The sequence below is a fragment of the Gordonia sp. YY1 genome, from assembly GCF_009872315.1.
Lineage (GTDB): Bacteria > Actinomycetota > Actinomycetes > Mycobacteriales > Mycobacteriaceae > Gordonia > Gordonia amicalis.
Map to the genome: position 1 here is coordinate 176,990 of NZ_WXYI01000002.1, position 21,292 is coordinate 198,281.

The 21,292-nt window shown below is 67.0% G+C and carries 19 protein-coding genes, 1 tRNA gene and 2 pseudogenes; 12 read left to right on the forward strand and 10 right to left on the reverse strand.

Features of this window, described 5'->3' with window-relative positions:
* Positions 1-6: 6 nt before the first annotated feature.
* Together bsaP and BPODLACK_RS03980 are read left to right on the forward strand one after the other, a co-directional pair.
* Positions 7-246: a biotin synthase auxiliary protein BsaP gene (bsaP, locus tag BPODLACK_RS03975; protein WP_006438557.1), complete on the forward strand. Its 240-nt coding sequence runs from the start codon at positions 7-9 to the stop codon at positions 244-246.
* Positions 243-872, forward strand: coding sequence for a DUF2567 domain-containing protein (locus BPODLACK_RS03980; protein ID WP_006438558.1), 630 nt, complete (start codon positions 243-245; stop codon positions 870-872). Before bsaP ends, BPODLACK_RS03980 begins: the two co-directional genes overlap by 4 nt.
* Here the strand turns inward: BPODLACK_RS03980 and BPODLACK_RS03985 are convergent.
* Together BPODLACK_RS03985 and map are read right to left on the reverse strand one after the other, a co-directional pair.
* Complete coding sequence (locus tag BPODLACK_RS03985; RefSeq protein ID WP_006438559.1) at positions 835-1,629, reverse strand: NUDIX hydrolase; 795 nt, start codon at positions 1,627-1,629, stop codon at positions 835-837. The genes BPODLACK_RS03980 and BPODLACK_RS03985 overlap by 38 nt on opposite strands.
* Positions 1,630-1,646: 17 nt before the next feature.
* On the reverse strand, positions 1,647-2,432 hold the full coding sequence (gene map / locus BPODLACK_RS03990; protein ID WP_006438560.1) for a type I methionyl aminopeptidase: 786 nt from the start codon (positions 2,430-2,432) through the stop codon (positions 1,647-1,649).
* Between the two features lie 87 nt (positions 2,433-2,519).
* Between map and BPODLACK_RS03995 the strand changes: the two genes are divergently transcribed.
* The 4 genes from BPODLACK_RS03995 to nadC all read left to right on the forward strand — a co-directional run bounded on the left by BPODLACK_RS03995 (position 2,520) and on the right by nadC (position 5,497).
* Complete coding sequence (locus BPODLACK_RS03995) at positions 2,520-2,810, forward strand: helix-turn-helix domain-containing protein (RefSeq protein ID WP_006438561.1); 291 nt, start codon at positions 2,520-2,522, stop codon at positions 2,808-2,810.
* Positions 2,807-3,328: a DUF1990 family protein gene (locus tag BPODLACK_RS04000; protein ID WP_006438562.1), complete on the forward strand. Its 522-nt coding sequence runs from the start codon at positions 2,807-2,809 to the stop codon at positions 3,326-3,328. The genes BPODLACK_RS03995 and BPODLACK_RS04000 overlap by 4 nt, the downstream gene beginning before the upstream one ends.
* 172 nt (positions 3,329-3,500) lie before the next feature.
* Positions 3,501-4,574, forward strand: a complete 1,074-nt coding sequence (gene nadA, locus BPODLACK_RS04005; RefSeq protein WP_006438563.1) for a quinolinate synthase NadA — start codon at positions 3,501-3,503, stop codon at positions 4,572-4,574.
* Positions 4,575-4,588: 14 nt separating this feature from the next.
* On the forward strand, positions 4,589-5,497 hold the full coding sequence (gene nadC, locus BPODLACK_RS04010) for a carboxylating nicotinate-nucleotide diphosphorylase (protein ID WP_006438564.1): 909 nt from the start codon (positions 4,589-4,591) through the stop codon (positions 5,495-5,497).
* Here nadC and BPODLACK_RS04015 read toward each other — a convergent pair.
* Both BPODLACK_RS04015 and BPODLACK_RS04020 read right to left on the reverse strand, forming a co-directional pair.
* Positions 5,419-5,880, reverse strand: coding sequence for a DUF5655 domain-containing protein (locus BPODLACK_RS04015; RefSeq protein WP_006438565.1), 462 nt, complete (start codon positions 5,878-5,880; stop codon positions 5,419-5,421). The two genes, nadC and BPODLACK_RS04015, sit on opposite strands and share 79 nt — an antisense overlap.
* A gap of 63 nt (positions 5,881-5,943) precedes the next feature.
* Positions 5,944-7,523 (reverse strand): annotated as a pseudogene (locus tag BPODLACK_RS04020) (DUF222 domain-containing protein).
* Between the two features lie 334 nt (positions 7,524-7,857).
* Here BPODLACK_RS04020 and BPODLACK_RS04025 point away from each other — a divergent pair.
* From BPODLACK_RS04025 to BPODLACK_RS04035, 3 genes are all read left to right on the forward strand, one after another.
* Positions 7,858-9,786 carry a heavy metal translocating P-type ATPase gene (locus BPODLACK_RS04025; RefSeq protein ID WP_159404861.1) on the forward strand — a complete coding sequence of 643 codons (1,929 nt, stop codon included), beginning with the start codon at positions 7,858-7,860 and terminating at the stop codon, positions 9,784-9,786.
* Between the two features lie 532 nt (positions 9,787-10,318).
* Positions 10,319-11,740: a cutinase family protein gene (locus BPODLACK_RS04030; protein ID WP_236577596.1), complete on the forward strand. Its 1,422-nt coding sequence runs from the start codon at positions 10,319-10,321 to the stop codon at positions 11,738-11,740.
* Between the two features lie 380 nt (positions 11,741-12,120).
* Positions 12,121-12,732: a SipW-dependent-type signal peptide-containing protein gene (locus tag BPODLACK_RS04035; RefSeq protein WP_024498579.1), complete on the forward strand. Its 612-nt coding sequence runs from the start codon at positions 12,121-12,123 to the stop codon at positions 12,730-12,732.
* 100 nt (positions 12,733-12,832) lie between these two features.
* Here BPODLACK_RS04035 and BPODLACK_RS04040 read toward each other — a convergent pair whose 3' ends face one another.
* On the reverse strand, positions 12,833-13,006 hold the full coding sequence (locus BPODLACK_RS04040) for a hypothetical protein (RefSeq protein ID WP_191835044.1): 174 nt from the start codon (positions 13,004-13,006) through the stop codon (positions 12,833-12,835).
* 124 nt (positions 13,007-13,130) lie between these two features.
* Between BPODLACK_RS04040 and BPODLACK_RS04045 the strand changes: the two genes are divergently transcribed.
* Together BPODLACK_RS04045 and BPODLACK_RS04050 are read left to right on the forward strand one after the other, a co-directional pair.
* Positions 13,131-13,604, forward strand: coding sequence for a signal peptidase I (locus BPODLACK_RS04045; RefSeq protein WP_236577597.1), 474 nt, complete (start codon positions 13,131-13,133; stop codon positions 13,602-13,604).
* A gap of 45 nt (positions 13,605-13,649) precedes the next feature.
* Positions 13,650-15,278, forward strand: coding sequence for a hypothetical protein (locus tag BPODLACK_RS04050; RefSeq protein ID WP_159404772.1), 1,629 nt, complete (start codon positions 13,650-13,652; stop codon positions 15,276-15,278).
* Between the two features lie 61 nt (positions 15,279-15,339).
* On the opposite strand, the pseudogene BPODLACK_RS23420 reads toward BPODLACK_RS04050, so the two are convergent.
* The 3 genes and pseudogenes from BPODLACK_RS23420 to orn all read right to left on the reverse strand — a co-directional run.
* Positions 15,340-15,641, reverse strand: a pseudogene (locus BPODLACK_RS23420) (RNA polymerase sigma factor); the annotation flags it as partial.
* Positions 15,642-15,843: 202 nt separating this feature from the next.
* Positions 15,844-15,916: transfer RNA gene (locus BPODLACK_RS04055), tRNA-His, on the reverse strand.
* A 101-nt stretch (positions 15,917-16,017) separates the two neighbouring features.
* The gene (orn, locus tag BPODLACK_RS04060; RefSeq protein WP_159404773.1) at positions 16,018-16,617 is read right to left on the reverse strand and encodes an oligoribonuclease; all 600 of its coding nucleotides are present in this window, start codon (positions 16,615-16,617) and stop codon (positions 16,018-16,020) included.
* Between the two features lie 70 nt (positions 16,618-16,687).
* Between orn and BPODLACK_RS04065 the strand changes: the two genes are divergently transcribed.
* A complete protein-coding gene (locus BPODLACK_RS04065; protein WP_201450587.1) occupies positions 16,688-18,286 on the forward strand; it encodes a helicase HerA-like domain-containing protein in 1,599 nt (532 codons plus the stop codon).
* A 9-nt stretch (positions 18,287-18,295) separates the two neighbouring features.
* Here BPODLACK_RS04065 and cmrA read toward each other — a convergent pair whose 3' ends face one another.
* Positions 18,296-19,102: a mycolate reductase gene (gene cmrA, locus BPODLACK_RS04070; protein ID WP_159404775.1), complete on the reverse strand. Its 807-nt coding sequence runs from the start codon at positions 19,100-19,102 to the stop codon at positions 18,296-18,298.
* Positions 19,103-19,179: 77 nt separating this feature from the next.
* On the reverse strand, positions 19,180-21,243 hold the full coding sequence (locus BPODLACK_RS04075; RefSeq protein ID WP_143931922.1) for an NADPH-dependent 2,4-dienoyl-CoA reductase: 2,064 nt from the start codon (positions 21,241-21,243) through the stop codon (positions 19,180-19,182).
* Positions 21,244-21,292: the final 49 nt, after the last annotated feature.

A 21,292-nucleotide genomic window follows, 5' to 3' on the forward strand; every position in this document is an offset into this window, starting at 1 on the left:
TCTCTCATGATCGACACCGTCCCGGGGCCGCTCGCCGAACCGTGCAGGTACGGCGTGTACACGGGCCTCGAACTGGAACTGCAGGCACCCGACGCCATCCCGCCGGCCGCGCGTCTGGGGCTTGAACCTCCGCGCTTCTGCGGACAGTGCGGGCGCCGCATGGTCGTGCAGGTCCGACCCGACGGCTGGAGCGCCAGGTGCTCCCGCCACGGGACGGTCGACTCGGCCGAACTGGGGCGTCGGTGAGCGGTCCGGTGTCCGGGCGGCGTGCCGCCCGGTCGGTGGCGACCCTGCTCACCGCGACCGCGGCGGTGATCGTGCTCGGCGCGGTCGCCGGCGCGATCTGGGCGCTGGTGACACCGCCCACGACCGGCGTCGTCGTCAAGGGCCTGACCCGTGAGGACATCCCGACCGGATTCGACGGTGTCGGCGCCTTCGCGCTGATCATGTTCGCCTACGGCGGCATCGCCGCACTCGTCGCATGGGCGGCGGCACGGCCGTGGCGCGGCGTCACCGGATTCCTGGTCCCTGCGCTCGGTACGGTGGCCGGGTCCGCGATCGGTGCGCAGGTCGGAATGTGGTTGGCCGGCCTGCGATTCGACGACGACATCGCCGGGCTCCCGCTCGATTCGGTGTACCGCGTGGTGCCCGAACTCTGGCTCGATGGCGGTACGCGCGCCGGACACAGTGCACCCTGGACCCTGCTCATCTGCGCGCCGTTCGCCTTCGCGATGGTCTACCTGGTCTGTGCGTTGTCCTCACGCACGGCGGACCTCGGCGTCGGCGATCTCGATGTCGATCACCGTGCCGGTGACGATCCGTCAGGGTCCGAGGTCACATCGGTGGACGCAGTGTCGCGAACTCATCCGTGACGCGTAACTCGTTGTCGGCGAAGGCATAGAGCGCCGGCGGCCGCCCGCCGGATCGCCCGGTCTTGCCGACGGTGCCGGTCGACACCACCACGGCGCGTCGACTCAGGATGCGTAGCAGGTTCGTCGTGTCCACCGCGTAGCCGAGTGCGGCGCAATAGATCTCCGACAGCTCCGACATCGGGAACTGCTTCGGTGCCAGCGCGAAGGCGATGTTGGTGTAGGAGAGCTTGGCGGCCAGCCGGTGCCGGGCGGTGTCGATGATCTCGGCGTGGTCGAAGGCCACCGGGGGCAGTGCGTCCACGTCGAACCAGGCCGCGCCGTCGGGAAGGGTCACCGGGCTGTCCGAGCGGACGAGGCCCATGTACGTCGAGGCGATCGTGCGGATGCCGGGAACGCGTCCGGGATCGGAGAAGACCGACAGCTGTTCGAGGTGGGCGATGTCGCGGACGTCCATCTTGTCGGCGACGAGGCGTCGAGCGACGACCGACAACTTCTCGTCACCGGCGACGTCGCCGCCCGGAAGAGACCACCGGCCGGGCTCGGCGTCGGTACCGGCTCGAGAGAGCAGGACGCAGAGCGCGGGGCGGACGTCGGAGCCGTCGGCAGCGGGCGGAGTGCGGACCTGGAAGACGACGCTGAGGACCTCGACCCGCAGAACGCCGGAGCCGTTGATCGCTTTGGGGCCGTTGATCGCTTTGGGGCCGTTGAACGCTTCGGGGCCGTCGGAGCTGGAGGGGTCGGACCCGGCGGCTGGCATGGCGTCGATTGTATGGGTCAGACGCCCGGCGACCGCCCATTCGGAGACGTCAACACGCGCGCCGCGCCGTCGGTGATCGCGATGGTGTGTTCGCTGTGCGCGCCGCGAGAGCCGTCGAACGATCGGATCGTCCAGCCGTCGGCGTCGAACTTGACCCGCTCGGAGCCGAGCGTGAACCAGGGCTCGAGCGCCAGCGTCAACCCGGGCTGCAGTTTCATTCCGCGACCGGCCTTGCCGATGTTCGCGACATGCGGGTCCTCGTGCATCGTGCGGCCGAGTCCGTGGCCGCCGAACTCGGTGTTGACGCGGTATCCGTACGACTTGGCGACGGCCCCGATCGCCGCGGAGATGTCGCCGAGCCGGGCGTCGGGCCGGGCGGCGTCGATGGCTGCTTCCAACGCTTCCTCGGTTGCCTGTACGAGTCGCCGGTCCTCGGGGCGGGGCGTGCCGACGATGACGCTGCGGGCCGAGTCGGCCACCCAACCGTCGATCGAGACCGCGATGTCCATGGACAGCAGATCGCCGTCGGCCAGGACGTAGTCGTGGGGCAGCCCGTGCAGCACGGCGTCGTTCACGGAGAGGCAGATGACGTTGCGGAAGGGGCCGCGGCCGAAGGACGGGGAATAGTCCCAGTAGCAGGACTGCGCGCCGCGTTCGGCGATGAGGTCACGGGCGCGATGCTCGAGCTCGAGCAGGTTGACGCCGACATCGGCTCGTTCGGCGAGGTCGGCGAGCAGGTCCGCGATGAACGCACCGGTCACCCCCATGGCGCTTATCTCGGATGGCGACTTCAGCTCGACCATTCTCGTTCCCTTCGCGATCGGATGAGTGGACTGGTATAGAAATACCAGCAATCGGTATATGTATACCGGATCCGCTAGGCTCTGTGCATGGTCCGCAACCCGTTGACCCCGGAACAGATCGCCGCCGGCCGCCGTCTGGGCGCACGACTGCGCGAACTCCGCGCCGACCGGTCCCTCGGTGAGGTCGCCGTCAGCGCCGGAATCTCTCCGGAGACGTTGCGCAAGATCGAGACGGGCCGGATGCCGACTCCCGCGTTCGCCACGATCGCTGCACTCGCGCGGTCGCTGAACACCTCCCTCGACGACCTGGCCCTGGTGTTCACCGACACCGTCCTCGGCGACGCCGGCCTCGACTCCGCGGTGGTGCGCGCCGGGTGACCCCGCACCCGTCGGACCTCACCTACGAGGAGGTCGGTGCGACCGCCGGAGAGCTACCGGCGGGCTATCACCATCTGCGCCGCTCGCGTGTGATCGGTGCCGGCGAGGGATGTTTCGACCTGGCCGCGCGACGAATCCTGAACTGGGACATGCATCGTCGTGCCGGAGTGGGCGTCGATGCCTCGACCCCGCGTGCCGCGGTCGGCTCGGTGGTGACGATGCGTCTGGGGCTGGGTCCGGTGGGCATCTCCGCCGCGTGCCGGGTCATCGAGGTGATCGACTCGGTCTCGAACGATTCGGGGGCCGAACGCGGCTTCGCGTACGGCACCTTGTCGGGGCATCCCGAGATCGGGGAGGAGCGGTTCTGGGTTGAGCGACTTCCGGACGATTTCGTGATCGCGCACGTCGTCGCCTTCTCCCGGCCGGGTCGTTGGTTCACGCGGATCGGCGGCCCGATCGGGCGAGTGGTGCAGTCGCGGATCGCCGAACGCTACCTCGATGCCCTGATGTGCGCCTGAGGGTGCGTGATCTGCCGCGAGGATGACGGGAATGAACCCGGTGTGGTGAATGTTACGATGCATAGTGTTTTCGACCATGAGTCGAAAACCATGCCTCGGACACACGGCCCGTGCTCCGGGGACCCGATGACCCGGGGTCGTAGACGCCCCCGGGACAGCCAGAGGAGTGGCAATGAGCATCACCAGTGATCGCCCGGCGGCCGTGACCGCGCCAGCAGTTTCGGGCTCAGGGCTCCTCGATGCCGAATGGTTCGACGCACCAGGTGGCTACACCGGCGTCGAACCGACTCAGGAGTGGGCGGACGAGGTCCGACGCCTCGCGCGCGCCCGCAACGCGACCCTGCTCGCGCACAACTATCAGCTTCCCGCCATCCAGGATGTCGCTGACCACGTCGGTGACTCTCTCGCCCTGTCGCGTATCGCGGCCGAGGTCGACTCCGACGAGATCATCTTCTGCGGCGTCCACTTCATGGCGGAGACCGCCAAGATCCTCAGCCCCGAGAAACGCGTCCTCATCCCGGACGAGCGCGCCGGTTGCTCGCTGGCCGACTCGATCACCGCCGACGAACTGCGCGCCTGGAAGGCCGAGTTCCCCGATGCGGTCGTGGTGTCCTACGTGAACACCACCGCCGAGGTGAAGGGTCTGACCGACATCTGCTGCACCTCGTCGAACGCCGTCGACGTCGTCGCGTCGATCGACCCCGATCGCGACGTCCTGTTCCTTCCGGACCAGTTCCTCGGTGCGCACGTCAAGCGTGAGACCGGCCGCGACAACATCCACATCTGGGCGGGTGAGTGCCACGTGCACGCCGGCATCAACGGCGACGAGCTGGCCGACCAGGCCGCGTCGCACCCCGATGCCGACCTTTTCATCCACCCCGAATGCGGTTGTGCGACCTCGGCTCTCTACCTGGCGGGTGAGGGTGCCGTGCCCGAGGATCGAGTCAAGATCCTCTCGACCGGCGGCATGCTCGACGCTGCTCGCGAGACCGGCGCCAAGCAGGTCCTCGTCGCCACCGAGGTCGGCATGCTGCACCAGCTGCGCAAGGCCGCGCCCGGGGTCGACTTCCAGGCGGTGAACGACCGCGCGTCGTGCCCCTACATGAAGATGATCACGCCGGCCGCGCTGCTGCGGTGCCTGCGTGAGGGCCGCGACGAGGTGTTCGTCGACACCGACGTCGCGGAGAAGGCCCGCAAGAGCGTCGAGCGGATGATCGCGATCGGTAACCCGGGTTCGGGCGAGTGACCGGAAGCTCTGCGGTGAGTGACGGTTTCATCGGTCAGGCGTCGGCCGGCGACGCGCTGGAACTGGCTGTCGACGACGAGATCCGTGCGCTGATCAGGACCGCTCTCGACGAGGACCTGCGGTACGGACCGGACATCACGACCGCGTCGACCGTCCCGGCCGGCTCCGTCGTCGACGCCGCGATCGTCAGTCGTGCACCTGGCGTCATCGCCGGTGTTCCGGTGGTGATCGCGGTGTTCGACGAGGTCATCGGCGAGGGCAATTTCGAGGTGACGGACGTTGTCGCCGACGGCAGCGTCGTCGAACCCGGCGACACCGTCCTGCGCGTCCACGCTCCGACGGCCGCCCTGCTGACGGCCGAACGCACTGCGCTGAACCTCATCTGCCACCTGTCGGGGATCGCGACCGCAACCCGGGCGTGGGTCGATGCGGTCTCCGGTACGTCCGCTCAGATCCGTGACTCGCGTAAGACGCTGCCCGGTCTGCGTCTGCTGCAGAAGTACGCGGTGCGCGCCGGTGGCGGAGTCAACCACCGGATGGGTCTCGGCGATGCCGCCCTCATCAAGGACAACCACGTCGTCGCCGCCGGTTCGGTCGCGGCTGCGTTGGAAGCCGTTCGTGCGGCCGCTCCGGGTCTGCCCGTAGAGGTCGAGGTCGACTCGCTCGCCCAGCTCGACGAGGTCCTTCCCCTCGAACCGCAGCTGGTGCTTCTCGACAACTTCGAGCCGTGGGAAACCCAGATGGCCGTGCAGCGACGCAACACTCGTTCGCCGCAGACCAAGCTGGAGAGCTCCGGCGGCCTGACCCTCGACGTCGCCGAGGACTATGCCCGTACCGGCGTCGACTACCTCGCCGTCGGTGCACTGACGCATTCGGTCACGGTGCTCGACCTCGGGCTGGACGTCCCCGCGCCGCAGGTCTGATCGGCGGTCAGCCCGCGGCGTCGTAGGCCTCGCCGAGCCACCCGGCGGACCTCCGCGTCCACGTCCGCCGTGGCACGCATCTCCAGATGGTGCATCCACACGTGCGGTGACGGGTGCGCGACCTCCTTGAATCGAGCAGAGTCGACGCGGTGCCGAAGGGCGATCGACAACACCGCCGGCACATCGGATCGCACATACATGCCGGGGCGCCACACGTAGGCGAAGCCGGTCCGGCGTTGGAAAGCTATCTGGCTCTTGGTGACTCGGACAGCGATGTCGTCTCCCAGATCACGGATGGCTTCCTCGACCGCGCCATGGATCGACAGGCCCTCCGGCGAGCCTGCGAAGAAGTCCTCGACGTCGTGCGGGGTGTCCGTGGTCATGCTTGCTCCAGCATCGCACGTGATCTTCGAAGGCGGTCCACCATTTCTTCTCGAGTGTGATTCTCAGGCGCGCGGGTATGCGGCGGCGAGCATTATCGAGGCGAGGGTGGCTTCGGCGTCGGAGGCGTTGCGTAGGTCGCGATGATTTGGCGCAGGTGCAGGCGTGGTTGATCGCCGGACGCCGTGGTGGGTCCGTGGATGTCGGTGCGTACGTGTTGGAGGTGTTCGGCGAATCGGCGGGGGATGTCGGGTTGCCGGTTGATGCGTTCGGGGTTGGGGGGTGCGCCTGGTTGGGTGTTGAGCCGCCAGGCGCAACGCCCTTCGTCGGGTCCCTCGCGGACCATGTGGGTGGTGTATTGGCCGGGTTGATCGCCGACCATGCGGTTGTGTTTCGGGCACGCCGGGGTGAGGTCGGTGAGTCCGCCGAGGCCCCAATCGAGTTGGGCGTGATGCATTTCCACGTGGGTGGCGGCCAGGTCGCAGTCGGGTGTGGAGCACACGTGACCGTCGGGTCGGGCGAAGGAGACGAGGCGTTGTTCGCGGGTGGCCAGTCGTTTGCCGCGTCCGAAGTAGAGCGGGACGGCGGTGGCGTCTTTGAACACGGCCAGCCAGGGTTGGGCGTCGGCCGCGAGGTCGATCAGGTCGGGGATGGGGATCAGGGTGCCGGTGGCGGTGGTGGCGAACCCGGCTTCGCGGATGAGGTCGTTGAGGTCGGCTTTGGCGATCATCTGCACGGGGAGTCCGCGGTGGCTCTTACCCAGGAGTCCGTCCTCGAACACCGCTTTCAGCAGGGCGTTGAGGGCGTCGTGATTCAACTGGGCCGGGCTGCGGTCATCGCGTTCGGCGGCGGCAGCCACCGCGTCGGGGTCGGCGTCCTCGATCGACCCGTGTGGGGAGTCGGGATCGTCGGGGTTGTTCATGCCGGGTTTTGCCCACACGGCCAGGAGCATGGTGATGCGTGCGAGTAGTTCGGGGGTGAGGGTGGCGGTCATCTTCGCGGTGCCGTCGGCGCGTTGCCGGTTGACCGAGAGGTTGCGGCGTCGTTTGCGGTCGGTGTCGTCGGTGAGGGTGCCGTCGGGGTCGAGGTGGGCCAGCAGTCGGGCGCCGAGGTTGGTGATGTCGGTGGGGGTGTGGTCGATGGCGATCTCGGTCATCTGTCGTTCGGCGGCGACCTTCATGTCGTGGTTGACGGCGTGCGGGATCTGGTCGAGGACGTCGATGACCGCGCGCACATGGGCGGGGCCGACATGCCCGTCGGCGAAGGCGTCGGCCAGGGTGGGGTGCTGGGGTGGGAGTGGTTCGCCGGTGGGGCTGGGAAAGGTTGCGGTGGCAGACATCTGGTCGCGGCGTCGCATGGGTTCGGCGATCCGGAGGCGGTGGGTCATGAACTGGATGACGCTGCGGTGCCCGGTCTTTCGGGGTAGGTCACGTTCGGTGGCTTCGGCGACCTGACGGTCCCCGGCAAAACTCAGTCGCGCGATGGCACGTTCGGTCTCGGCGGCGACATCGACCAGTTCGGCATCCGAGCATTGCGTCAGATCGACGGTCTGTAGTTCGGCGGTGATCCGATGGAGTTCACTCACCAGTTCCTTTGCGCGCGAGGGCGGGCCGTCGGCGACACCGGACTCGGAGATTTCGGTCAAGACGGTCACCCCCCGGAAGCCGTTGATACGAATGTATGTTCGACTGTACGCGCAATCACGCTGCCGTGCAACGGCTATCGCCGCCATTCCGGCCATCCCGCATTGTCGGTGGGGTCTGGTATGGGCTCCCCGTCCGGGTCGGAGGTGTCCGACCGGTGGCTCGAGAAATTGGCCCTTACGGTATACCGGTAGGGGGTATATTGTCGACGGCATGAGTGCAACGATGACCCATTCCGGGCGTGAAGCGAAGATGCACGAAGGTCACCAGCATGCTGGTGGCGAACACGGCGGTCACGCCGACCATGTCGGGCAGTTCCGCCGACTGTTCTGGATCATGCTGGTCCTCGCGGTACCGACGGTGGCATTCAACGAGATGTTCGCCCATCTGATCGGCTACTCGTTACCGCATCACGGGTGGGTCATGTGGATCTCACCGGTGCTGGGCTCAGTCATCTATCTCTGGGGCGGTCGCCCGTTCCTCATGGGCGCGGTCGGGGAGATGCGTTCCCGCGCCCCGGGGATGATGCTGCTGATCGGGCTGGCCATCACCGTCGCGTTCGTGGCGTCGTGGGGTGCGAGTCTGGACCTGCTGTCCGCCGAGCTGAACTTCTGGTGGGAGTTGGCGCTCCTCGTCGTGATCATGCTGCTGGGGCATTGGGTCGAGATGCGTGCGCTGGCACAGACGACATCGGCTCTTGACTCGCTGGCCGCGTTGCTACCCGACGAGGCAGAGAAGGTCGACGGCGCCGGAACGGTCGCCGTCGCCGTCGGCGAGCTGGTGGTGGGCGATGTGGTGCTGGTCCGGCCGGGCGCTTCCATCCCGGCCGATGGTGAGATCCTCGACGGTGCCGCCGACATCGACGAGTCGATGATCACCGGTGAGTCGCGCCCGGTGCGACGATCGGTCGGGGAGCACGTGGTCGCCGGCACGGTAGCCACCGATTCGGCGGTTCGGGTGCAGGTCACCGCAATCGGTGACGACACGGCGCTGGCCGGGATCGAACGGCTCGTCGCTCTGGCCCAGGCCTCGTCGTCGCGTGCCCAACGACTTGCCGATCGCGCCGCCGGGTGGCTTTTCTGGTTCGCCGGCGCCGCGGCTGCTGCCACCGCCGTGGTCTGGACCGCGGTCGGAATGCCGGACTCGGCGGTCGTGCGTGTCATCACGGTGCTCGTCATCGCCTGTCCACACGCGCTGGGTCTTGCCATCCCCCTGGTGGTGTCGATCGCGACAGAGCGTGCCGCGCGTGGGGGAGTGCTGATCTCCGACCGGCTCGCCCTCGAGAGCATGCGGTCGGTCGACGCCGTCCTGTTCGACAAGACCGGGACCTTGACCCGCGGAACCCCGACGGTCCGTGGCGTCGAACCCGCCGACGGCCGCACGGCCGACGAGGTCCTGGCGCTGGCCGCGTCGGCGGAGGCCGACAGTGAGCATCCGCTCGCTGTCGCGATCGTCAAGGCCGCACGAGATCGGGGACTGAACGTCTCGCCGGCACAGGATTTCGCTTCGTCACCGGCCGTGGGTGTCTCGGCACGAGTGAACGGAGTCGTCGTGGCGGTCGGCGGGCCGAGGCTGCTCGACAGTTACGCGGCCGTGGAACTCCCGGTCGCCGGGACCTGGCGGAACGACGGGGCGATCATCCTGCACGTCGTCGCCGACGGTGAGGTTGTCGGCGCCCTCGCGCTGACCGACGAGGTGCGTCCGGAATCGCGTGACGCCGTCGACGGCCTGCGTCGGCGTGGGATCGAGGCGGTGATGGTCACCGGGGACGCCCGTGCCGTGGCCGACGACGTGGCTCGCCAGCTGGGGATCGAGCGCGTCTACGCGGGTGTCCGGCCCGAGGACAAGGCCGAGAAGGTGGCCGAATTGCAGCGCGAGGGCAAGCGGGTCGCGATGGTCGGGGACGGGGTGAACGACGCTCCGGCGCTCGCGCAGGCTGACGTGGGTATCACCATCGGCGCGGGTACCGACGTCGCCATCGCCTCCGCGGGTGTGATCCTGGCGTCCTCGGACCCGCGGTCGGTGCTGTCGGTGATCGAACTGTCGTGGGCGAGCTACCGGAAGATGGTGCAGAACCTGTGGTGGGCGGCCGGGTACAACCTGATCTCGGTTCCGCTCGCCGCAGGCGTGCTCGCGCCGGTCGGATTCGTGCTGCCGATGGGCGTCGGCGCGATCCTGATGTCGTTGTCGACGGTCGTCGTCGCGCTCAACGCTCAATTGCTACGCCGACTCGATCTGTCCCCAGGTGGGCAACCGTCCCGGTGAACTGCGACTGAATGAACTGACCGAGCGCTTCCTCTGAGCCCGGACCTGCTGTCCACCGGCGGGATCCGGGCCCTTCGTCGTCGGCCGGGATGGCTCCGACCGCCGGTTTGCCATCCGAAATGGCGAGATTACTCGAGTGATGCCACTCACATGGGGACATTTGTCCAAGGTGCGCACCCGTTTGTTCGGTGATGAGACCCGTTGTGTGGCAGTGGGTTTCGATTTCGTATATGACAGCGGCCGTTTCGGATGCCGAAACTGCAGTTGTCGATTCCTGGAATCGTGCCGCAAGACGCGCAAATTGATATTTGCTGGCCGGTGACACGACGAGAAATAGGAGGTTGAAAATGTCTCGTCTTCGGGCACCCGCCCCGTTCCTGCTCATCGATGCGAAGATTTGTGACATCCACTCATGAATTGCAGCGTCCCTACCCACGCCACACCTCAATCATGTGGCACATCGGCAAATGTGTCGCGGCGTCGTCGAGGCGGCACCATCAAACAATTGTCGTCGGCCTTGATCGGGGTGACCATGACCGCGAGCGTCGTGGTGACCGGATTCGGCGGCGTCGGCGTCGGCGCTGCGATCGCGTCGCCGACCGTTCCCACTTTCAATCTGTTCATTCCCGGGACATGGGAAACGGATGCTGCTGCTGATCCGACCCGCGCCACCGGCGCGCTGGCGGCGGTCGCCGACTCGATCTCGCGCCGGCACGGCGACTCGGCCACCATCTACTTCCTGCCGTACATGGCGCGCGCCTTCGACAACGGGCGGACATACGGTGACAGCAAGGCCACGGCGATCGCGAATGCATCGCGGGTGCTCGCCGACCGTGCGGAGGCCGACCCGGATCTGAAGTTCACGATCAGCGGCTACAGCCAGGGTGCCGACGCCGCCGGCGACCTGGCCGAGGCCATCGGCAATGGCGAAGGACCGATCCCTGCCGACCGGGTTCTTGCAGTCGGTCTCCTGGCCGACCCGGGTAACGGAACCGCCGGTCAGGAGACGGTCGGCCCGACGGCTCGCGGCACGGGGATCGCCGACCCGCGCCCGAGAGGGATGGGGGACCTGTCCGGCAGGGTGACGAGTATCTGTGCCCCGGCCGACCTGTACTGCTCGATAGACAAGCGACGGCATCCCGTCCTGGGGAAGATCGGCACGGTTCTCAGTGAGGGGGCGGAGGAGGTTGCGGACGCGGTCGAGACCGCCATCGACGTCATCGGCACGATCACGAGGATCGACTACGCCGCACTCGGGGCCGAGATCGGCCGATTGCCGCAGCTCATCGGGATGGGAGACCTCCGTCGGGCCCACCGGGTGGCGGGCCGTCTGAATACTCGGATGCGTCCGTTCGTCAAGCTCGCGGACATGGTTGACTACGCGCGAACGGCACGGGTCCTCGACCTCATCCCGGACCAGACCGGTCTCGCGAAGGTCGGCGCCTCGATCTGCCGGGTGCTCGATCGCGTCGACTTCGTGCGTGCCGCGGACCTCGTCGGCGAGGTTCAGGAGCTCACCTGGACTGCGGCAGGGGCGGTGGGGGCACGAGTCGGTGCCGCGTCGCTGCCCACATCCGAGGTCTCGGTCGAGCAGGTCCTGGGCCTGGGGAAGGAGTTGGTGTCGCTGGTCTCGGACTCGTCGGTCGAGGTATCCGGCAACGGGGTGAACGACGGCGCGTCGGACACCGGGGTGTTGTCCGAGCTGATCTCGCCCGAGTTCAAGAAACTGGGTAAGGAGCTGGCCGCGATCATCACGAGGCAAGCTCTTACCGACCCGGCGTCGTTGATCCGTGACGCCGTCACGGCGAAGGACTTCTACTCGGGCAACGTGCACACGAACTACGCGAAGTTGGTCGTGGACGAGGTCGGTCGCAGCGCGATCGGTTGGCTCGGGGTATGGCTCGCGGAGGCCATCGACAAGGCCGGCTCGAAGTCGCGAGCCGGTTCCGGCTAGGGATCGGCACGGGCCGGAGGCGCCCGCGTGGGCCCTTCGGCCCGATCTTTCGGGGCCTTTGTCTCGATTTCACCCATGGTCACGGAGATGGATCACAACGTTTTATTGCCTCTTCTTCATTGTGCGTTGTCATCATTGCAATGGGTGTTGTCGCAAATTTTGGGCCACTGACGAACTGGGTCGAATGTCCATTGGGTGATTAGTTCGAACGATCTACAAAAAGGGCGACAGATGTATCCGAAATAGTGGAACGAATGACCTAGATGCGGTGATCGACTTCACGTGGCTATTGTCGAGAAACCGGCAATAACAATCGCCAGACGATCTAAATTTCTCCTCGGCAGCAATGGGCTGCCTTCCTGCAGAACGATGGACGGAAGATGACTGACAACCAGACCCCCACCAGTGCCCCTCTGGCCGACGAGCGCAACCGAAAGAACCGGAAGCGCAAGGCCATCCTCGCCTCGGGCGCGGTCCTCGGCATCGGCGCCGTGGTCACCCTCGCCGCGTGGAACGACACCGTGTTCAGCAACGGGACGTTCGGTATCGGCGACACCGCCTGGAACGTGCAGGGCAGCGTCAACGGGACGGACTTCCTGGAGTACGAGACCAGCCCCGGTGGCACCGTCGCGTTCCCGGTGGAGCTCGGGGTCGACCCGGCAAACCTGATGCCCGGTCAAACCACCAAGGGCAGCTTCTGGCTGAAGGAGACCAAGGGCAACCTGGCTGCCGACATCACCATCCATCCGTCCAACGCCACCAACACGCTCGGGCAGGCGTTGCGGGTGACCGTCAAGGACGGGACCACGAACTTGATCAGCGATCAGCCGCTGAGCAGCACCACGGCCGCGACCACCTTCCAGGTCGCGGCGGGCGCCACCAAGAAGATCGACTTCGAGGTGACCCTCCCGGCGAATGCCAACCCGAACGCCATCGCTGACACCAGCGTGAATGCGATCTGGGAGATGAGGGCACAGAGCGTCGGGGGCTGATGAACCGGCCCCGAGCCGGCGGAGCGCTCCCCCTCGGCCTCCGCCGGCCGGGGCCGACTCGCCCGCAACCGATCTCGGGTCGGCGCGACCCGCAAACACTTCAGAGAGACAGTCCGATGACGACGACCGCGACCCCACGACCCGACCAGTCCCCGGAGACCGGAATACGCGAGTCGTGGAACGTGACCGACCCGAGGCGGATCGGGACACCCGATTCGAACGCGGCCTGGCCGTCGACTCCTCGGATGTTCATCCCCGCGTCGGACGCGGTCACCCAGCCGCTTTCTCCCGTCACATCCCCGCCGACAGCGGTCCCGGGGGAGACTGCCGAAACGCCGGTCGCCGCTACCGTTCCCCGGTCCGGCGCGCACTCGGCGATCGCCAAGCTCGGAGATTGGGTGCTGAACATCCTCGCGGTGTTCGGCGTCCTGTGTATTGCGCTGACCGTGCTCGCCTTCGCCGGCAACTACACGATCATCCTGTTCAAGACCGGCTCGATGGATCCGACGATCCCGCAGGGGTCGGTCGCTGTCGTCCACGAGATTCCGGCCACCGAGGTGAAGGTCGGCGACATCATCACCGTCGATCGTGAACCCGGCCTGAAGCCGATCACCCACCGCGTGATCGCGGTCGAGCAACTGGGCGGCGGCGAGGCGCTCATCTCGATGCAGGGCGACGCCAATCCCAATCCCGATCCGGAGCCGTACCGCGAGAGCACGGTGCGCAAAGTCGTCTGGCACATACCGGGTCTCGCGAAGCAGGTCGTCTGGTTGTCGCACCCCTACGTTCTGGGCGGCATCACCCTGGGCGCCGCGCTCCTCGTGCTCTGGGCCTTCTGGCCGAGAGCCGAAACCGCTCGACGCAAACACTGACCGGCGCCTCACCGGCACACCACAAACACAGAAACACAACGGCGTATGAGCATGCATCTCACCAAGCGCAGCAAGATCCTTGTCGCCATAGTCGGCGTCGTCGCGATCCTCGGCGTCGTCGCGCAGGCCACCGGCGTCCTGGCCGCGTGGAACGACAAGGTCTGGGGCAACTCGAGTTTCACGCGGGCCGCCAATCTCGAGGGTTATGCACGGTCGACGACCGCACACGCGTACACCGATCGTGCGATCACCAGTGGCGAGTTCACGGCGACAAACGCTACCCACACCCACGTGAATCCCGGCTCCAGCCTGGTTCCCAGCGCGACCGGCTGGACCCACGCCTCGAGTACCGGAATCCTGCTGTTGGGAACGGTGGCGGCGGACGGCCGGTCGTCGGCGACGTACACGATGAACGGCAGTGTCGTGACGGCTACCTCTGCGTCCAACGCCAAGAACATCGAGCTCTTCCCGACCGGCTTCGCCTCTGTGCTGAACACCGACAACAGCCAGTATGCGGCCTCGGTGAGCTGCTCGTCCAACAACTGGGGCGGGACCGTCTCCACCAATGCAGTGGCCCCGGCCGGGGGCAACTTCCGGGTCGGGCTCACCAACTCCTACGCTGTTCCGTCCGCGAACCAGACCACCACCATCGATTCGCTCGCCGTCGGATTTCGGGTGCAGGGAACCCTCAAGAGCGTGGTGACTACAACCGCGAAGCATGCACTGTCCACCCTGATCCTCGACGTGGACATCAAGACCGCGATCACGCTGACCACCGTGTGGACGGTCACTGTCCAGTTCGTCCGCGCCGAATGCGGCATCGGTGAACCGCTTCCGAGCGCCGGCGTCCAGAGTGCGGCGGCACGGATGGCCCGCCTCGCCCCGAGTTCGTCGAGCACAGAAACCTCGGAATCGGCGGCGAGTTCCAGTGTGGAGAGTTCGGAACCGGCGAGTCCCGACAGTGAATTTGCGTCCTCAGGGTCGGAGAGTTCCTCGGCAGCCGACTCGGAGTCCAAGGGGTCTTCGTCGGCGACACCCTCCACCGGCGAGAGTGCAGATGCCCCGGTTCTGAAGGAGGGGACGACAACACCGACCGTCGTCGAGGTAGGGAGTCGTTTCCCGGTGATCGCCACCGACGGCGCCGATCTCGGTACGGCGACCCTCCAGAAGATAGAGTCCACCGCACCATCGGACGGGGCTCAGGCGACGATCGCGGTCGAGATGACGGTCACCACATCCGACGCCGAGGGCGACGGACGGTTGTCGTCGATCGCCTGGGACGACTTCGCCCCGCTGGTCGGGGGAGTGCAACAGGCGGCCGGACAAGCCACTGCCGAGGGGCCGCCGCTACCGGCGCACCTCGAGCCGGGCGGGACCTACACCGGATGGGTCGCGTTCACGGCGCCGAGCGCTGCGGGTAGCGCCATCTGGACGCCCTCGGGCACATCGGGATTCACGTTCGTTCTACCGGAGCCCACGGTTCCGGTGACGTCGACGACCTCGCAGCCCGCACCCGTTGCCGAGGCACCAGAGACGAGCGCACCGGAAACGAGTGAGCCGACCGCCGACGCCCCGGAGGCCGACGCGTCCGAGCCCGAGGACTCCGACCCGGTACCCACCGCGGAGAAGGCCGGCTCACGGTCGGGTTCCGAGGACTCGGCGGACGCCGAGTAGCCGGTTCCGTCCCGTCGCGCCTTGACTCGCGAACCTGGCCGACACGCAACGGGATCCGCTATCACAGCGAGTCGTCTCCAGGATGGTCCGTCTGCGCCAACCCGGCGAGAGCGCTTGCCAGGTAGTCGTCTTCGGCCTCGTCGCCGGGCAGGTCGAGTGCGCGTCGGTAGGCGTCGGCCGCACCGTCATGGTCGTCCAGCTCTTCGAGCGTGAGCGCGCGTGCGAGTGGAACGGGCGATACCGGTCGAGCGCGGGGTTCGACGCCGGGCGGTCGAGCATCGCCAGTCCGCGCGTCGGACCGAACGCCCGGCCGACGGCGACGGCTCGTCCCACCCGCACAACCGGTCCCGGATCGTGGGTTTCCTCCACCGCTCGAAGGGTCACGACTTCATCGTTCCCCCAGTCATCTGCCGCCGGACCGGAGTGGCCCGACACCATGGTGACGTACGGATGACTCGGATATCGACAGCCGCAGACAACTGGTTTTACCGATGGACCGGCTCCCGACGCAGCGACCTGTGAAACGAGAAGTGGGAGGTCCGAAAACGGACCTCCCACTCGTCGGGGTGGATGACGGGACTCGAACCCGCGACAGCCAGGATCACAACCTGGTGCTCTACCAACTGAACTACATCCACCATCGGCGCCGGAAACCTGGGCTTTCGCCCGGGCCTCAGAGCCAAGAACACTCTAGCGGGTCGATGCCTCAGAACTCCAATCGGTTTTCTGACCTGCGCTTTCAGGCGGGCCCGAGATCCTTGACGATGTTCGCCAACGCGTCGACGTCGGGGCCGGGCGTCGGCACGAACGCCGCCGCGCGGTAGTAACGGAGCTCGCGGATCGACTCGCGGATGTCGGCGAGTGCGCGGTGGGCGAGGCCCTTCTCGGGCTGGCCGAAGTACACGCGCGGGTACCAGCGGCGGCACAGTTCCTTGATGGAACTGACGTCGACCATCCGATAGTGCAGGTAGGCGTCGAGTTCGGGCATGTCGCGGGCGATGAAACCGCGGTCGGTGGCGATCGAGTTGCCGGCCAGCGGGACGGCTCCGGGCGTCGTCACGTGTTTGCGGATGTAGTCGAGGACCATCTTCTCGGCCTCGGCGAGCGTGACGGTGGACTTGCGTACCTCGTCGGTTAGGCCGGAGTCCGCATGCATCTTGGTCACGACGTCGGGCATCGACGCGAGAGCCTCGTCGTCGGCGTGGATGACGACGTCGACGCCGTCACCCAGGATGTTGAGGTCACCGTCGGTGACCAGGGCCGCGATCTCGATCAGCTTGTCCGATTCGAGTCGGAGGCCGGTCATCTCGCAATCTATCCACACCAGTTTGTCCTGCACCCGACAACCTTAGCCAACCGTCACGACAAGCCCGCGTGAGACGCGGAACAGCGAACCGACCCGGGCTATCGTGTCCCTCGTGACCGAAGCCCTCAGCCCTGCTCAGACGATCGCCGCCGGCTACGCCTTCACCTCGACCGCGCTCGAACTGGGGACGGTGTCGGTGGACGGTCAGGTCGACGCCACCGCCTCGGTGCGCATCCCGCTCGCGATGATGAACCGGCACGGCCTGGTCGCCGGGGCCACGGGTACCGGCAAGACGAAAACGCTGCAGTTGCTGGCCGAACAGCTCTCCGCCAACGGGGTGCCCGTGGTGATGGCCGACATCAAGGGTGACCTGTCAGGACTGAGTCGCGAGGGCGTCGGCAGCGACAAGATCGTCGAACGCGCACAGCAGACCGGCGATGCCTGGCGGCCGGCCTCCCATCCGGTGGAGTTCGTCTCGCTCGGGTCCACCGGCATCGGTGTGCCCATCCGGGCGACGATCACGTCGTTCGGTCCGATCCTGCTCTCGAAGGTGTTGGGACTCAACGACACCCAGGAGTCCACTCTCGGGCTCATCTTCCATTGGGCGGACAAGAAGGGCCTGCCGCTGCTCGACCTGAAGGATCTGCGGTCGGTCATCGCCTTCCTCACCGGCGACGAGGGCAAGGCGGAGTTGAAGAACATCGGCGGGGTGTCCCGCCAGACCGCGGGCGTGATCCTGCGTGCGCTCACCAATCTCGAGGCCGGCGGCGGCGACACCTTCTTCGGTGAGCCCGAGGTGGAACCCGCCGATCTGATCCGGCTCGCGGCCGACGGGCGCGGCATCATCACGCTGTTCGAACTCGGTGCGCAGGCCACCCGTCCGGCCCTGTTCTCGACGTTTCTCATGTGGATTCTGGCCGACCTCTTCGAGTTCCTGCCGGAGGTCGGCGACCTCGACAAGCCGAAGCTGGTCTTCATCTTCGACGAGTCGCATCTGCTGTTCGACGACGCGTCCAAGGCGTTCGTCGATCAGGTCGTGCAGACGGTGAAGCTGATCCGCTCGAAGGGCGTGGGCGTGTTCTTCTGCTCTCAGCTGCCCACCGACATCCCCAACGAGGTGCTCTCACAGCTCGGCGCCCGCATCCAGCATGCGTTGCGCGCCTTCACCCCTGACGATCAGAAGGCGCTGAAGAAGACGGTCAAGACCTATCCGGTCTCGGAGATCTACCAGCTCGAGCAGGTCCTCACGTCGCTGGGTACGGGCGAGGCCGTGGTGACGGTGCTGTCGGAGAAGGGTGCGCCGACACCGGTCGCGTGGACGGTGGTGCGCCCGCCGCGTTCGTCGATGGATGCCATCGGGGCGGAGGCGATCACGGCTGCGGCCACGACGAGTCCGTTGTACGCCAAGTACGGGCAGTCGATAGATCGCGAGTCGGCCTACGAGGTGCTCGCCGCGAACACCCTGTCACCCGGGGAGTCCGCCGACGCACCGGCCCCCGTGCCGGTACCGTCACCCGCCCCTGCACCGAAGCGGGCTCCGGCACCGACGCAGGCACCGAAGCCGGCACCCGAGGAGACGGACATCATCACCGAGGTGCTGACCAGCAAGCCGGTCCAGAGCTTCCTGCGTTCGGCAGCCAGTGCCGCGGGACGCGAGTTCAGTCGCGCGATCTTCGGTACGGGTCGACGTCGCCGGCGGTGAGGAGTCTCGCTACTCGGCGCTGAACTTCCGGTAGAAACCGCCGACGATGGGTGCGACGACGGCGCGCGGGGTGTACCCACCGGCGACCGACATCGCCTTGGACAGCGTTCCCGGCACGATACGCATCTTGTTGTGCGCCAATGCGTCCAGGCTCATCTCCGCAACCTTCGCCGACGAATGCCAGAGGAAGTCGGGGACGACCTTGTCCACGATCGACTCCTCTTCAGGTGCCGGCGTGTGGGTGCGGACGGGCCCGGGCGCGAGCAGCGTGACGTGGACGCCCCGGGACGAGACCTCACCGCGCAGGGATTCGCTGAAGGTGTTGACGAAGGCCTTCGACGCGGCGTAGGTGGCGTTGTTCGGGATCGGCATGTTGCCGGCCGCCGACCCCACCATGAGGATGCCGCCGGAGCCGCGCTTAACCATCTGGGGGAGCACCGCGAGGGTGAGGTCGTGAACGGCGTTGACGTTCAGGAGGACCTGGGACTTCTCGTAGGCGGCGTCGAGTTCGGCGACGGGGCCGAAGGTGGCGATGCCGGCGTTGTTGCAGAGGATCGAGATCTCGCGGCCGGCGAACTCGGCGGCGAGGACTTCGACCTTGGTCGGGTCGGACAGGTCGACGGCGCGGACCTCGACGGCGACATTGTGCGCCGTGCGCAGTTCACCGGCGAGCTCTTCGAGGAGAGCACCACGACGGGCGACGAGGATGACCGAATGGCCACGGGCGGCCAGCGCCCGGGCGAGCTCGCGGCCGATACCGGAGGAGGCCCCGGTGACGACGGCGCGGGCATTTTCTGAAGGCGGCGGGACCGGCATGGGAGCAATCGTAACCGTCGCTGCGCCCCGGCTCGTCGAGGAGAGCGGAGGCGCAGCGGCGGTCGGCGTGTGAGAGCTCAGTCGATACCGGCGGCGACCTCGGTGCCCTGCCGGATCGCCCGCTTGGCGTCGAGTTCGCCCGCGTGGTCGGCACCGCCGATCACGTGGGTGGTGACGCCGGCGAGGGTCAGCGGATCGATGAGTTCGCGCACCGATTCCTGTCCCGCGCAGATGACCACGTTGTCGACCTCGAGGAGGCGGGTCTCGGTCACGTTGCCCTCGTCGTCGCGGAAGCTGAGGTGCAGACCCTGGTCGTCGATCTTGTCGTAGGTCGCGCCGCTGATCTGCTCGACGCCCTTCATCTTCATCGTGGCGCGGTGCACCCAGCCGGTCGTCTTGCCGAGCGACTTGCCCTGCTTACCGGACTTGCGCTGCACCATGTAGACCTGACGCACCGGCGGCAGGGGGCGGGGTTTGGTGACGAAACCGGGCTTCTCCGGATCGTCGGTGACACCCCATTCCTGTTCCCATTCCTTCAGATTCAGTGTCGGCGACTCGTCGGTGGTGAGGAACTCGCTGACGTCGAAGCCGATGCCGCCGGCACCGATGACAGCGACCCGCTTGCCGATCTCGCGGTGACCGAGGACGGCGTCGGCGTACGACATCGCCATCGGGTGGTCGACGCCGGGGAAACTCGGGATGCGCGGCACGACGCCGGTGGCGACGATGACGTCGTCGAACTTCTCCGCGATGAGGGTGTCGGCGTCGACCCGCGTGTTGAGCCGGACGTCGACGCCGAGGACCTCGAGCTTGCGGGTGAAGTAGCGGATCGTCTCGCTGAATTCCTCCTTGCCGGGGATGCGGGCGGCGATGGAGAACTGGCCGCCGATCGAGTCGCCGCCCTCGAACAGCGTCACCTTGTGGCCGCGTTCGGCGCTCGACACCGCAGCCGACAGGCCGGCCGGTCCGGCGCCGACGACCGCCACCCGCTTGGCCTTGCGGGTCGGGCTGAGGACCAGCGTGGTCTCGCGTCCGGCGCGGGGATTCACCAGGCACGACACCTTCTTGCCGACGAAGGCGTGGTCGAGGCAGGCCTGGTTGCAGCCGATGCAGGTGTTGATCTCGTCGGCGCGTCCCTCGCGGGCCTTGTTGGCCAGGTGGGGGTCGGCGAGGAACGGACGGGCCATCTGGATGGCGTCGACGCGGCCGTTGGTGAGGATCTCCTCGGCGAACTCCGCGGTGTTGATGCGGTTGGCGGCGATCAGCGGGATCGACACCTCGTCGCGGAGACGCTCGGTGAACTTGACGAAGGCGCCGCGGGGCACGGAGGTCACGATCGTGGGGACCTGGGCCTCGTGCCAGCCGATGTCGGTGTTGATCGCATCGACGCCGTGCTCCTCGGCCTTGCGTGCCATGAGGGCGATCTCGTCCCAGGTCTGACCCTTCCGGATCAGATCGGCGACCGACTGACGCAGGATGACCGGGAAGTCGCGGGGAACCTGACGGCGGATCTCCTTGATGACCTCGACGAGGAAGCGCTGCCGGTTCTCGGTGCTGCCGCCCCACTTGTCGGTGCGGTCATTGGTGTGCGGGCACAGGAACTGGTTGATCAGATACCCCTCGCCGCCCATGATCTCGACGGCGTCGTACCCGGCCTTGCGAGCCAGCTTCGCCGACTGGCCGAAGGTCTTGATGACGTGCCGGATGATCGGCTCGGTCATCTGCAGGTGCTTGAACGGATGGATCGGCGACGGCTCCTTGCCCGGCGCGACCTTGAACGGGGTGTATCCGTAACGGCCGGCGTGGATGAGCTGCATGGCGATCTTGCCGCCCTCGTCGTGCACGGCCTTGGTGACGCGCTGATGACGCTTCCAGTCGAGGGCGTTGGTCATCTTGCCGCCCGCGAACATGAGCAGGCCGGTGCGGCTGGTACCGAAACCTCCCGTGATGATCAGTCCCGCACCGCCTTTCGCGCGTTCGGCGAAGTAGGCGGCGAGCTTGTCGGTGTCCCAGAGGCGATCCTCGAGACCCGTGTGCATCGACCCCATCACCAGACGGTTCTCGAGGGTCATGCCGCCGATCTGCAGCGGCGTGAACAGGTGTGGGTAATGCGGGTTGGGTTGTGCCGTGTGGGCTGACATGGCGCGACCTTTCATCTCGGTGTCGTCGTGACGTCTCGTGCGTGTATTG